Below are 13,419 nucleotides of genomic sequence, written 5' to 3'. Positions count from 1 at the left end.
GGGTCGTTCCGCAGTCGTTCGGTCGCTTACTTGGTAGCGCCGAATACGCCGAAGCGCTGCTTGAAGCGATCGATACGGCCGCCGGTGTCCAGCACTTTCTGCTTGCCGGTGTAGAACGGGTGGCACTCGGAGCAAACGTCGAGGCTCAGGTTCTTGCCCAGGGTGGAGCGGGTCTTGATCACGTTGCCGCAGGAGCAGGTGGCGTCGATCTCGACGTAGTTCGGATGGATATCGGCTTTCATGGTGCTTTCCTCGGGGTGTTTGTGCCGCCACCCGACCCAACGTCAGGCACCGCACAGAAATAGGCCGCGCATCTTACCAGAGCCGCCATGCGATGCAAGCCGCGCTGGGCGCCGGCGGTCGCGTGCTAAGATCGCCGGCCTGTCCATGGAGGCTCGTGTGCCCGACCTGATCCTGCGCCTCGCCCTGCCCTCGCCGCTGCGCCGCCTGTTCGACTACCGCGCCCCCGCCGGTGTGCCGCGTAGCGCGCTGCAACCTGGCGTGCGCCTGCGCGTGCCGTTCGGCCGGCGCGAGATGATCGGCATCCTGGTGGAGGTCGACACCCAAAGCGAGGTGCCGGCGGACAAGCTCAAGCCCGCCCTGCAACTGCTCGACGCCCGTCCAGCACTACCGGCGTCGCTGCTCAAACTGTGCCTGTGGACCGCGCAGTACTACCAGCACAGCCTCGGCGACACCCTGAGCTGGGCGCTGCCCGTGCTGCTGCGCCAGGGCGAGCCGGCGGAGACGCGCCAGGAACGCTACTGGCTGGCCACCAGCGGTGCCCATGTCGACGACCCGCGCCTGGCCCGCGCGCCACGCCAGCGCGAGGCGCTCAAGGCGCTGGCGCAGCACCCACACGGCGTCGCCCACAGCCTGCTCGGCCAGCTGCAGCTCAACCGCGACAGCCTGCAGCTGCTGCATGAGAAAGGCCTGGTACGGGTCGAGGTGCGCCGCACCCAGCCACACGCCAAGCCGGCGCACTGGCTGGCGCAGCCGGAGCTGCCGCTGAATGCCGAGCAGCGCGCGGCGGTGACCGCCGTGGCCTCGGGCTGGGGCCAGTTCAATGCCTTCCTGCTGGCCGGCATCACCGGCAGCGGCAAGACCGAGGTGTACCTGCAGCTGATCCGCCAGTGCCTGGAAGCCGGCAAGCAGGCGCTGGTGCTGATTCCCGAGATCAACCTGGGGCCGCAGACCTTCGATCGCTTCGCGCGCCGCTTCAACGCGCGCATCGCCCTGCTGCATTCGGCGGTGAGCGACCGCGAGCGCCTCGACGCCTGGCTGGCGGCACGCGACGGCGAGGCCGATATCGTCATCGGTACGCGCTCGGCGTTGTTCACCCCGCTGCAGAACCCGGGACTGATGATCGTCGACGAGGAACACGACGCCTCCTATAAACAGCAGGAGGGCCTGCGCTACCACGCCCGCGACCTGGCCCTGGTACGCGCCCATCAGGAACAGGTACCCATAGTGCTCGGCTCGGCCACCCCCTCGCTGGAAAGCCTGCACAACGCCCATAGCGGCCGCTACGCCCTGCTCAGGCTGACCCAGCGCGCCGGCGGTGCTATCGCCCCGCGCTTCCTGCGCCTGGACGTGAAGAGCCGACCGCTAGATTCCGGCATCAGCGGGCCGATGCAGCAGGCCATCGCCCAGACCCTGGCCGCCGGCCAGCAGGTGCTGGTGTTCCTCAACCGCCGCGGCTTCGCCCCCACCCTGCTCTGCCACGACTGCGGCTGGCTGTCGGAATGCCCGCGTTGCGACGCGCGGATGACCGTGCACCAGCGCCATGGCGAGCTGCGCTGCCACCACTGCGGCCACGTCGAGCGCCGACCGAGCAATTGCCCCAAGTGCCAGCACGTCGACCTGCGCCCGGTGGGCGCCGGCACCGAGCGCGCCGAGGAACGCCTGGCGCTGCTGTTCCCGGACTACCCGGTGCTGCGCATCGACCGCGACAGCACCGCGCGCAAGGACGCCATGGCCAAGCTGCTGGCCACCATCAACAAGGGCGAACCGTGCATCCTGGTCGGCACCCAGATGCTCGCCAAGGGCCATCACTTCCCGCGGGTGACCCTGGTGGCCATCCTCGATGCCGACGGCGGCCTGTTCTCCGCCGACTTCCGCGCCAGCGAGCGCATGGCGCAGATGATCGTCCAGGTCGCCGGCCGCGCCGGACGTGCCGAGGAGCCGGGCAAGGTGATCATTCAGAGCCACCTGGCCGACCATCCGCTGCTGGTGCAGCTGACCGAGCAGGGCTACTTCGCCTTCGCAGAACAGGCCCTGGCCGAGCGCCGCGGCGCCGGCCTGCCGCCGTTCTGCCACCTGGCCCTGCTGCGCGCCGAGGCGCACAAACCAGGGCAAGCCGAGGGTTTTCTCGACGAAGCCTGCAACGAGGCCGAGGCGCTGCTGAACGAATTGGGCCTGACCGGCATCGAACTGCTCGGCCCGGTGCCGGCGCCGATGGAACGCCGCGCCGGCCGCTACCGCGCCCAGTTGCTGCTGCAGGGCAATGCCCGCGCATCCTTGCACCGCCTGCTCACGCCCTGGCTGCAGGCGCTGGAGCAGATGCCCGGCGGCCGCGCGGTGCGCTGGTCGCTGGACGTCGATCCGATCGACCTGTTCTGAACGCACCACCGACTCGCCCAAGCGTAGGGTGCGCCATGCGCACAGCCTCTCGATTCGCGACAAGGCAACCCTTGGTGCGCACGGCGCAGCCGACAAGTTATGGCCTGCCGCTCGCCGCTGCTTTTATAATGCGCAGTTTTCGACCAATGCCCCAGGGCGACCCGAGCCGACCATGAAAGACAGCATTCGCCACCTGATCCAGCAAGCCCTCGACCGCCTGACCGAAGGCGGTGTGCTGCCCGAGGGCCTGAGCCCGGCCATCCAGGTGGAGAACACCAAGGACAAGAGCCACGGCGATTTCGCCAGCAATATCGCCATGATGCTGGCCAAGCCGGCCGGGATGAAGCCACGCGAGCTGGCCGAGAAGCTGATCGCAGCCCTGCCGGCCGACGCCGGCGTCGCCAAGGTGGAAATCGCCGGCCCGGGCTTTCTCAACTTCTTCCAGAACAGCGACGCCCTGGCCCAGCGCCTGGAGGCCGCGCTGGCCGACGAACACCTCGGCGTGCGCAAGAACGGCCCGGCGCAACGCGTGGTGGTCGACCTGTCGGCGCCCAACCTGGCCAAGGAGATGCACGTCGGCCACCTTCGCTCGACCATCATCGGCGACGGCGTGGCGCGGGTGCTGGAGTTCCTCGGCGACAGCGTGATCCGGCAGAACCACGTCGGCGACTGGGGCACCCAGTTCGGCATGCTGCTGGCCTTTATGCAGGAAAATCCGGCCGCTGCCGAAAGCGAGCTGGCCGACCTGGAGGGCTTCTATCGCGCCGCCAAGAAGCGCTTCGACGAATCGCCCGAGTTCGCCGACCGCGCGCGTGAACTGGTGGTCCAGCTGCAGGCCGGCGACGCCGAATGCCTGCGCCTGTGGCACCGTTTCAACGACATCTCCCTGTCGCACTGCCAGGCGCTGTACGACCGTCTCGGGGTGAAACTGAGCATGGCCGACGTCAAGGGCGAGAGCGCCTATAACGACGACCTGCCGCAGGTGGTCGCCGATCTCGCCGCCAAGGGCCTGCTCACCGAGGACAATGGCGCGCAGTGCGTGTTCATGGACGAGTTCAAGAACGCCGAAGGCAACCCGCTGCCGCTGATCGTGCAGAAGGCCGGCGGCGGCTACCTGTACGCCACCACCGACCTGGCCGCGACCCGCTACCGCGCCGGCACCCTCAAGGCCGACCGCGTGCTGTACTTCGTCGACCAGCGCCAGGCCCTGCACTTCCAGATGGTCTTCGCCTGCGCCCGCCTGGCCGGTTTCGTACCGGCCAGCATGGAGCTGGAGCACATGGGCTTCGGCACCATGAACGGCCCGGACGGCCGCCCGTTCAAGACCCGAGACGGCGGCACGGTGAAGCTGGTGGAGCTGCTCGACGAGGCCGAACAGCGCGCCTTCGAGCTGGTCAAGAGCAAGAACCCGGAGCTGGGCGAAGACGAGCTGCGCCGCATCGCCCGCGTGGTCGGCATCGCCTCGGTGAAGTACGCCGACCTGTCCAAGCACCGCGCCAGCGACTACAGCTTCAACTTCGAACTGATGCTGAGCTTCGAGGGCAACACCGCACCCTACCTGCTGTACGCCTACACCCGCGTGGCCGGCGTGTTCCGCAAGCTGGGCAAAGGCATCGAGGAGATCGACGGGCAGATCGCCCTGGTCGCCGAGCAGGAACAGGCGCTCGGCGCCAAGCTGGCGCAGTTCGGCGAGCTACTCGCCAGCGTCGCCGACAAGGGTACGCCGCACATGCTGTGCAGCTACCTGTACGACCTGGCCGGTTTGTTCTCCAGCTTCTACGAGAACTGCCCGATCCTCGGCGCCGAGGATGAGGCCACCCGGCATAGCCGCCTGCGCCTGGCCGCCCTGACCGGGCGCACCCTCAAGCAGGGCCTGGAGCTGCTCGGCCTGGAAACCCTGGAGCGGATGTAAGTGGCCGCGCGCAAGAAACCCGCCGCCAAGCGCGGCGCCAGCCGCTACCAAGCGCCGGCGAAGAAGCCGGTGCCGGGCTGGATCTGGCTCGCCTGCGGCCTGCTGGTCGGCGGTTTCTTCATGTTCCTGTTCAGCCTCGAGCCGGGTCGCGACGAGATAAAGCGCGACAAGGGCGAGCAGGCGCGCGCCAGCAAGCCGACGCCGAAACCGGCGCCGGTCGAACCGAGCAAGCCCAAGTACGATTTCTACACCCTGCTGCCGGAATCCGAGGTAATCCTGCCGCAGGCGCTGGAAGACGCCCCGCCGCCGGCCCCGGCGCAGAAGCCGGTGACTCCGGAAGAAGCGGCGAAGATCGACGCTGCCCGCGCCGAGGCCGCGCTCAACGGCCAGGTGCCGCCACCCCCGCCGCCGGTGATCGCGGCCGCGCCGGTCACCACCCAGTTCTTCCTCCAGGCCGGCTCGTTCCGCCGCCGCGACGACGCCGACGGCCTGCGCGCGCAGATCATCCTGCTTGGGCAGAACGTGCGGGTGGAAACCGGCAAGGTGCGCGAGGAAACCTGGCACCGCGTACTGGTCGGTCCCTTCGCCAGCCGCGAACAGCTGGCCAGCGCGCAGAAGACCCTGGCCGGCAGCGGCTTCAGCAATCTGCTGTTACAGCAGCGCCAGGTCCGTTGATCCGCCTTTTGTCCGCCGTCGGTTGAAAAGCCGCGGCGGGCCCCCCATCTGAGTCTGCATCCGGGCAATTCGCCCCGCTGCGTGGAGACTCTCCCCTTGACCACCATCGTTTCAGTGCGCCGCCACGGCAAGGTCGTGATGGCCGGCGACGGCCAGGTATCCCTAGGCAACACCGTGATGAAGGGCAACGCCAAGAAGGTCCGGCGCCTGTACCACGGCCAGGTGCTGGCCGGTTTCGCTGGCGCCACCGCCGACGCCTTCACCCTGTTCGAGCGCTTCGAGGGCCAGCTGGAGAAACACCAGGGCCACCTGGTGCGCGCCGCCGTCGAGCTGGCCAAGGACTGGCGCACCGACCGCAGCCTGAGCCGCCTGGAAGCCATGCTGGCGGTGGCCAACAAGGACGCCTCGCTGATCATCACCGGCAACGGCGACGTCGTCGAACCCGAGGAAGGCCTGATCGCCATGGGCTCCGGCGGCGCCTTCGCCCAGGCCGCCGCACGTGCCCTGCTGATGAAGACCGAGCTGTCCGCCCGTGAAGTGGCTGAGACCGCGCTGGGCATCGCCGGCGACATCTGCGTGTTTACCAACCACCACCAGACCCTCGAGGAACTGGACGCCGCCGAATAGCGTCCGGTTGTTCATCCCGATTCGATAGCGAGCAAGATTCCATGTCCATGACGCCCCGCGAAATCGTCCACGAACTCAACCGCCACATCATCGGCCAGGACGACGCCAAGCGCGCCGTGGCCATTGCCCTGCGCAACCGCTGGCGGCGCATGCAGCTGCCGGCCGAGCTGCGCCAGGAAGTCACGCCGAAGAACATCCTGATGATCGGCCCCACCGGCGTCGGCAAGACCGAGATCGCCCGGCGCCTGGCCAAGCTGGCGGGTGCGCCCTTCCTCAAGGTGGAAGCGACCAAGTTCACCGAGGTCGGCTACGTCGGCCGCGACGTCGAGTCGATCATCCGCGACCTGGCCGATGCCGCGGTGAAGATGCTGCGCGAGCAGGAGATCACCAAGGTCCGTCACCGCGCCGAGGATGCCGCCGAGGAACGCATCCTCGACGCCCTGCTGCCGCCGGCGCGCCAGGGTTTCGGCGACGAACCGGTGCGCAGCGAGGATTCCAACACCCGCCAGCTGTTCCGCAAGCGCCTGCGCGAAGGCCAGCTCGACAACAAGGAAATCGACATCGAGGTGGCCGAATCGCCCATGGGCGTGGAGATCATGACCCCGCCGGGCATGGAGGAAATGACCAACCAGCTGCAGAACCTGTTCGCCGGCCTCGGCAAGGGCAAGAAGAAGAGCCGCAAGCTCAAGGTCGCCGATGCGCTGAAGCTGGTGCGCGACGAGGAAGCCGCGCGCCTGGTCAACGAGGAAGAACTCAAGGCCCGCGCCCTGGAGGCGGTGGAGCAGCACGGTATCGTCTTCATCGACGAGATCGACAAGGTCGCCAAGCGCGGCAACACCGGCGGCGCCGACGTGTCCCGCGAGGGCGTGCAGCGCGACCTGCTGCCGCTGATCGAGGGCTGCACGGTCAACACCAAGCTGGGCATGGTCAAGACCGACCATATCCTGTTTATCGCCAGCGGCGCCTTCCACCTGAGCAAGCCCAGCGATCTGGTGCCCGAGCTACAGGGCCGCCTGCCGATTCGCGTCGAGCTCAAGGCGCTGAGCCCGCAGGACTTCCAGCGCATCCTCTGCGAGCCGCACGCCTCGCTCACCGAACAGTACGCGGCGCTGCTGAAGACCGAGGGCCTGGACATCGAGTTCGCCGAGGACGGCATCCAGCGCCTGGCGGAGATCGCCTGGCAGGTCAACGAGAAGACCGAGAACATCGGCGCGCGGCGCCTGCACACCCTGCTCGAACGCCTGCTCGAGGAAGTCTCCTTCAGCGCCGGCGATCTGGCCGCGCAGCACAGCGACCAGCCGATCCGCATCGACGCGGCCTACGTCAACGGCCATCTCGGCGAGCTGGCGCAGGACGAAGACCTGTCGCGCTATATTCTGTAAGCCCCGTAGCCCGGATCAAATCCGGGGGCGTTCGCAACAGCGTCCCGGATTGCATCCGGGCTACATCGTTCCCGGAGCCCATCCATGCCCATCCCCAGCGCGATCAAACTGCACAAGGCTTCGAAAACTCTGGAGCTGCGCTACGGCGAGCAGAGCTATTCGCTCAGCGCCGAGTTCCTCCGCGTGCACTCGCCCTCGGCCGAGGTGCAGGGCCATGGCAAGCCGATCCTGCAGACCGGCAAGCTCCACGTCGGCCTCAGCAGCATCGAGCCGGCGGGCAACTATGCACTGAAACTGTGCTTCGACGACGGCCATGACAGCGGCCTGTTCACCTGGGACTACCTGTTCGAACTGGCCACCCGTCAGGAGCAGCTGTGGGCCGACTACCTGGCGCAGCTCGGCGCCGCCGGCAAATCCCGCGACCCCGACGAATCGGTCGTCCGCCTGATGCTCTGAGTCCCCGGGCGAAGCCTCGCCGCAGAGCGTCGGCCCTGCCACCGGCGCTCAGGTTCGGCGGAGTTAGAGCGCGTTTTCTAATCTATCGCGGCATACTCCCGCGCCATTGGCCGGCTTGCTTAACTGCACAAACTCGGGTAACCAAGGAACTGGCAGGTTCCCTGCATTTGGCTGTGCCAGGTGCAACGAAAGATGCGGACTCGATCCGCCCCCGGTAACCCGAGCAGTACCAGGCCCTGTGTCGCCGCGCGCGCCAACACGCCGGTATTCGTCTCAGGACAATGGAGCGTCGTAGATGAGTGACAAGAACAAAGAAGACCTGAAACACCAGGCCTCGGAGAACACCCTGGGACTCAACCCGGTGATCGGCATCCGCGGCAAGGATCTGCTGACCTCTGCCCGCATGGTGCTGGCCCAAGCGCTCAAGCAACCCTTCCACAGCGCCAAGCACGTCGCCCACTTCGGCCTGGAACTGAAGAACGTCATGCTCGGCCAGTCCGCGCTCAAGCCCGAGGACGGCGACCGCCGCTTCGCCGACCCGGCCTGGGGCCAGAATCCGCTGTACCGCCGTTACCTGCAGACCTACCTGGCCTGGCGCAAGGAACTGCACGACTGGATCGAACACAGTTCGCTGTCCGAGCAGGACGCCAGCCGCGGCCACTTCGTGATCAACCTGATGACCGAGGCCATGGCCCCCTCCAACAGCATGGCCAACCCGGCGGCGGTCAAACGCTTCTTCGAGACCGGCGGCAAGAGCCTGCTCGACGGCATGTCGCACCTGGCCAAGGACATGATCCACAACGGCGGCATGCCCAGTCAGGTGAACATGTCCGCCTTCGAGGTCGGCAAGAACCTGGCCACCACCGATGGCGCCGTGGTGTTTCGCAACGACGTGCTGGAGCTGATCCAGTACAAGCCGATCACCGAGAGCGTGCACGAGCGTCCGCTGCTGGTGGTGCCGCCGCAGATCAACAAGTTCTACGTGTTCGACCTGTCGCCGGACAAGAGCCTGGCGCGTTTCCTGCTGCGCAGCCAGGTGCAGACCTTCGTGGTCAGCTGGCGCAACCCGACCAAGGCGCAACGCGAGTGGGGCCTGTCCACCTATATCGAGGCGCTCAAGGAAGCCATCGACGTCATCTGCGCCATTACCGGCAGCAAGGACGTCAACATGCTCGGCGCCTGCTCCGGCGGCCTGACCACCGCCTCGCTGCTCGGCCACTATGCCGCCCTCGGCGAGCAGAAGGTGCATGCCCTGACCCTGCTGGTCAGCGTGCTCGACACCCAGCTCGACACCCAGGTCGCGCTGTTCGCCGACGAGAAGACCCTGGAGGCCGCCAAGCGCCGCTCCTACCAGGCCGGCGTGCTGGAAGGCAGCGACATGGCCAAGGTGTTCGCCTGGATGCGGCCGAACGACCTGATCTGGAACTACTGGGTCAACAACTACCTGCTCGGCAACGAGCCGCCGGTGTTCGACATCCTCTACTGGAACAACGACACCACGCGCCTGCCAGCCGCCCTGCACGGCGAGTTCATCGAGATGTTCAAGACCAACCCGCTGACCCGCGCAGGCGCGCTGGAGGTCTGCGGCACGCCGATCGACCTCAAGCAGGTCACCTGCGATTTCTTCTGCGTCGCCGGCACCACCGACCACATCACGCCCTGGGATTCCTGCTACAAGTCGGCCCACCTGTTCGGCGGCAAGTGCGAGTTCGTCCTGTCCAACAGCGGCCATATCCAGAGCATCCTCAACCCACCGGGCAACCCCAAGGCGCGCTACATGACCAACAGCGAGATGCCGGCCGATCCCAAGGCCTGGCAGGAAGGCTCGACCAAGCACGCCGACTCCTGGTGGCTGCACTGGCAGAACTGGCTGGCCGAGCGCTCGGGTCAGACCAAGAACGCTCCGGCCAAGCTGGGCAACAAGAAATTCCCGGCCGCGGAGGCTGCGCCGGGCACCTATGTGCACGAACGCTGAGTTTCCGCGCATTGCGCAACACTGCCCGCGGCATTCGGACGTGCCGCCGGCCGTACCGGTCATGCCGGCCGGTGCGGCGCACCAGGTTCGCCCTGGTGGTTCTGGGGCCGGCCGGGACGGTCGGACCCAGCGTTCAACTTGATGGGGCCCGCGCGCATGCCGTTACCTTTCGTATTTCGCACCATCGACCTCGATGGCCAGACCATCCGCACCGCGGTACGCCCCGGTAACGGCCAGCTGGTGCCGCTGCTGATCTTCAACGGCATCGGCGCCAACCTGGAACTGGTGATGCCCTTCGTCGCCGCCCTCGACCCGGACCTCGAAGTGATCGCCTTCGACGTGCCAGGCGTCGGTGGCTCGTCCACCCCCAGCACGCCCTACCGCTTCCCCAGCCTGGCCAAGCTGGCGGCACGCATGCTCGACTACCTCGACTACGGCCAGGTCAATGCCATCGGCGTGTCCTGGGGCGGCGCCCTGGCCCAGCAGTTCGCCCACGACTACCCGGAACGCTGCAAGAAGCTGATCCTAGCCGCCACCTCGGCCGGCGCGGTGATGGTGCCGGGCAAACCCAAGGTGCTCTGGTGCATGGCCAGTCCGCGGCGCTACGTGCAGCCGTCCTACGGCGTGCGTATCGCCCCGGAGATCTATGGTGGCGCCTTCCGCCGCGACCCCAAGCTGGCCATGGCGCACGCCAGCAAGGTGCGCTCGGGCGGCAAGATGGGCTACTACTGGCAGCTGTTCGCCGGCCTCGGCTGGACCAGCATCCACTGGCTGCACAAGATCCGTCAGCCGACCCTGGTAATGGCCGGCGACGACGATCCGCTGATTCCGCTGATCAACATGCGCCTGCTGGCTTGGCGCATCCCCAATGCCGAGCTGCACGTGATCGACGACGGCCACCTGTTTCTGGTGACCCGCGCCGAAGCCGTGGCGCCGATCATCATGAAGTTCCTCGAGGAGGAACGGCAGCGTGCTGTCATACACCCGCAGCCGACCCCGGCGCGCCAGCATTAAGTCGCACGACTGTAGTGCACGGCTGTCACATTGCTCGACAAGGAGGCTGACGAGAAGCCTCCGCTTGATTGGCGCGGCCGTCTGGAACGCATTTCCGCCGCGCTTGGTACAGAGCTTGCTGAGAAGCCTTGCACCTTGAAGTCTCTACAAGGTTTGACGACGGAGTGTTGCCCCATGCGAGACAAGCCGAACAACGGCACCCTGCCAACGCCTGCCAGTTTCATGAATGCCCAGAGCGCCGTGGTCGGCGTGCGTGGCCGCGACCTGCTCTCCACCGTGCGCCTGCTCGCCCTGCAGGGGCTCAAGCATCCGCTGCGCAGCGGGCGCCATCTGCTCGCCTTCGGCGGCCAGCTCGGCCGGGTGATCCTCGGCGACACCCCGTACAGGGGCAACCCGCAGGATGCGCGCTTCGCCGACCCCACCTGGCAGCTCAACCCCTTCTACCGCCGTAGTCTGCAGGCCTACCTGGCGTGGCAGAAACAGCTTGGCGCCTGGATCGATGACAGCGACCTGTCCGCCGACGACCGCGCCCGCGCGCGCTTTCTCGCGGCACTCCTCAGCGACGCCCTGGCGCCGTCCAACAGCCTGCTCAACCCGCAGGCGGTCAAGGAGCTGTTCAACAGCGGCGGCGGCAGCCTGTTCAGGGGCCTGCGCCACCTACTCGACGACCTGCTGCACAACGACGGCCTGCCCAGCCAGGTCAGCAAGCATGCCTTCGAGGTGGGCCGCAATCTGGCCTGCACGCCGGGGGCGGTGGTCTATCGCAACGAGCTACTGGAGCTGATCCAGTACAAGCCGATGAGCGAAAAGCAGTACGCCAAGCCGCTGCTTGTGGTGCCGCCGCAGATCAACAAGTACTACATATTCGACCTGTCCAACGACAAGAGCTTCGTCCAGTACGCGCTGAAGAACGGCCTGCAGACCTTCATGATCAGTTGGCGCAACCCGGACGCGCGGCATCGCGAATGGGGCCTGTCGAGCTATGTGCAGGCGGTCGAGCAGGCCATCGATGCCTGTCGGGCGATCACCGGCAGCAAGGACGTCAACCTGCTCGGCGCCTGCGCCGGCGGCCTGACCATCGCCGCCCTGCAGGGCCACCTGCAAGCCAGGCGGCAGCTGCGCAAGGTGGCCAGCGCCACCTACATGGTCAGCCTGCTGGACAGCCAGATCGACAGCCCGGCCATGCTGTTCGCCGACGAGCAGACCCTGGAATCGGCCAAGCGTCGCTCCTACCAGCAGGGCGTGCTGGACGGCCGCGACATGGCCAAGGTGTTCGCCTGGATGCGCCCGAACGACCTGATCTGGAACTACTGGGTCAACAACTACCTGCTCGGCAAGCAGCCGCCGGCCTTCGACATCCTCTACTGGAACAACGACAACACCCGCCTGCCGGCGGCGCTGCACGGCGACCTGATCGACTTCTTCAAGCACAATCCGCTCAGCCGCGCCGGCGGCCTGGAGGTCTGCGGCACCCCGGTCGACCTGTCCAAGGTCACCGTCGACAGCTTCAGCGTGGCCGGCATCAACGACCACATCACCCCCTGGGACGCGGTGTACCGCTCGGCCCTGCTGCTCGGCGGCGAGCGCCGCTTCATCCTCTCCAACAGCGGCCATATCCAGAGCATCCTCAACCCGCCGGGCAACCCCAAGGCCAACTACTACGAGAACGGCAAGCTGACCTCGGACCCGCGCGCCTGGTACCACGACGCCCAGCATGTGCAGGGCAGCTGGTGGCCGCAGTGGCTGGAATGGGTTCAGGCGCGCTCCGGCGATCAGCGCGAGACCCTGCTGGCCCTGGGCGACCAGAAGCATCCGCCGCTGGAGGCCGCACCCGGCACCTACGTGCATATCCGCTGATTGGCTGGCGGAGCGCAGGTGCCGTTGTCCTACCAGGCGTGCCCGTCAGCCCCTGCCGTGGCGAGCTGGCCGACAGGGAAGTAGACGACCATGCGCAGATGGCGGTGCTCGTCCACGGTTAGTATCTCGTGCTGGAAGTCCAGACGAACCGGTTCGTCCGCGCCCAGGATCGAACGAATGCCCCGACTGTAATCGCCGGCATCCGATGCGGCCCACCAGAGGCGAAAGTCTGCCGAGAGCCGCTGCAGCTCATCGGTCAGCGCTGCAATTGCCGGATCATCCCGAGGCGCCACCGCCAGATCGCAACGAAAATGCGCCAGCAGCCGCTGCGCATCCTGGCGCCATTCGGGCAGGCGCTTGCGCAGCTCCGGAGCCGTGAAGACCATGCGCATGAAATTACGCTCCGGCAGCTCCCGCGCGGCGAAGCCGAACAGCCGCTCGGCGGCCTGGTTCCAGGCAAGCACATCCCAGCGCAGGTTGATCACGTAGGCCGGCTTGTCCTGCAGATCATCCATCAACTGCTGGACCAGTGACGAGACGGATGGCCACTGATAAGCCTGCGCCGGCGGCGGACGACGATGAGCCAGCAGGAAGAGATGGCAGCACTCGGCGTCATCCAGCTTCAGGGCCCGTGCGACATTTAGCAGGAAGCTCTCGGAGACGCCGATGTCGCGCCCCTGTTCGAACCAGGTGTACCAGGTGAGGCCCACTCCGGCGAGAGCCGCCACCTCCTCGCGCCGTAGCCCCGGCGTGCGTCGCCTGCCCGTTGCGGGCAGGCCGACATCGGCAGGGCCGAGCTTACGGCGATGCAGTTGGAGGAACTCCGAAAGCTCCTGACGGGTACGGTCGAGCGTGCGTGCAGGGGTCAAGGTATTACCTCAAGTAATAGGATAATTTGTTAA

At 67.0% G+C, this 13,419-nt stretch carries 11 protein-coding genes; 9 read left to right on the top strand and 2 right to left on the bottom strand.

The window, feature by feature from the left end; all coding sequences use genetic code 11:
* Positions 1-26 precede the first annotated feature (26 nt).
* Positions 27-242, bottom strand: a complete 216-nt coding sequence (gene rpmE / locus ACUTAF_RS23820) for a 50S ribosomal protein L31 (protein ID WP_021445703.1) — start codon at positions 240-242, stop codon at positions 27-29.
* A gap of 157 nt (positions 243-399) precedes the next feature.
* Between rpmE and ACUTAF_RS23815 the strand changes: the two genes are divergently transcribed.
* From ACUTAF_RS23815 to phaC (ACUTAF_RS23775), 9 genes are all read left to right on the top strand, one after another.
* Positions 400-2,619, top strand: coding sequence for a primosomal protein N' (locus tag ACUTAF_RS23815; protein ID WP_445582291.1), 2,220 nt, complete (start codon positions 400-402; stop codon positions 2,617-2,619).
* A gap of 172 nt (positions 2,620-2,791) precedes the next feature.
* Positions 2,792-4,531 carry an arginine--tRNA ligase gene (argS, locus tag ACUTAF_RS23810; RefSeq protein ID WP_445582290.1) on the top strand — a complete coding sequence of 580 codons (1,740 nt, stop codon included), beginning with the start codon at positions 2,792-2,794 and terminating at the stop codon, positions 4,529-4,531.
* Positions 4,532-5,206, top strand: coding sequence for an SPOR domain-containing protein (locus ACUTAF_RS23805; RefSeq protein WP_445582289.1), 675 nt, complete (start codon positions 4,532-4,534; stop codon positions 5,204-5,206).
* Between the two features lie 96 nt (positions 5,207-5,302).
* The gene (gene hslV, locus ACUTAF_RS23800) at positions 5,303-5,833 is read left to right on the top strand and encodes an ATP-dependent protease subunit HslV (RefSeq protein ID WP_021442885.1); all 531 of its coding nucleotides are present in this window, start codon (positions 5,303-5,305) and stop codon (positions 5,831-5,833) included.
* Positions 5,834-5,874: 41 nt separating this feature from the next.
* The gene (gene hslU / locus ACUTAF_RS23795) at positions 5,875-7,215 is read left to right on the top strand and encodes an HslU--HslV peptidase ATPase subunit (RefSeq protein WP_445582288.1); all 1,341 of its coding nucleotides are present in this window, start codon (positions 5,875-5,877) and stop codon (positions 7,213-7,215) included.
* An 84-nt stretch (positions 7,216-7,299) separates the two neighbouring features.
* Entirely contained in the window at positions 7,300-7,671 is a 372-nt protein-coding gene (locus ACUTAF_RS23790; protein WP_445582287.1) for a gamma-butyrobetaine hydroxylase family protein, read from the top strand.
* A 295-nt stretch (positions 7,672-7,966) separates the two neighbouring features.
* Complete coding sequence (gene phaC / locus ACUTAF_RS23785; RefSeq protein WP_445582286.1) at positions 7,967-9,646, top strand: class II poly(R)-hydroxyalkanoic acid synthase; 1,680 nt, start codon at positions 7,967-7,969, stop codon at positions 9,644-9,646.
* A 156-nt stretch (positions 9,647-9,802) separates the two neighbouring features.
* Positions 9,803-10,660, top strand: a complete 858-nt coding sequence (gene phaZ / locus ACUTAF_RS23780; RefSeq protein WP_445582285.1) for a poly(3-hydroxyalkanoate) depolymerase — start codon at positions 9,803-9,805, stop codon at positions 10,658-10,660.
* Positions 10,661-10,834: 174 nt separating this feature from the next.
* Positions 10,835-12,517 carry a class II poly(R)-hydroxyalkanoic acid synthase gene (phaC, locus tag ACUTAF_RS23775; protein WP_445582284.1) on the top strand — a complete coding sequence of 561 codons (1,683 nt, stop codon included), beginning with the start codon at positions 10,835-10,837 and terminating at the stop codon, positions 12,515-12,517.
* Between the two features lie 29 nt (positions 12,518-12,546).
* Here the strand turns inward: phaC (ACUTAF_RS23775) and ACUTAF_RS23770 are convergent, their stop codons facing one another.
* On the bottom strand, positions 12,547-13,386 hold the full coding sequence (locus tag ACUTAF_RS23770; protein ID WP_445582283.1) for a helix-turn-helix transcriptional regulator: 840 nt from the start codon (positions 13,384-13,386) through the stop codon (positions 12,547-12,549).
* Positions 13,387-13,419 lie beyond the last annotated feature (33 nt).

The sequence above is a fragment of the Pseudomonas sp. SP16.1 genome, from assembly GCF_052682975.1.
This window is presented reverse-complemented; position numbering and strand designations above follow the sequence as displayed.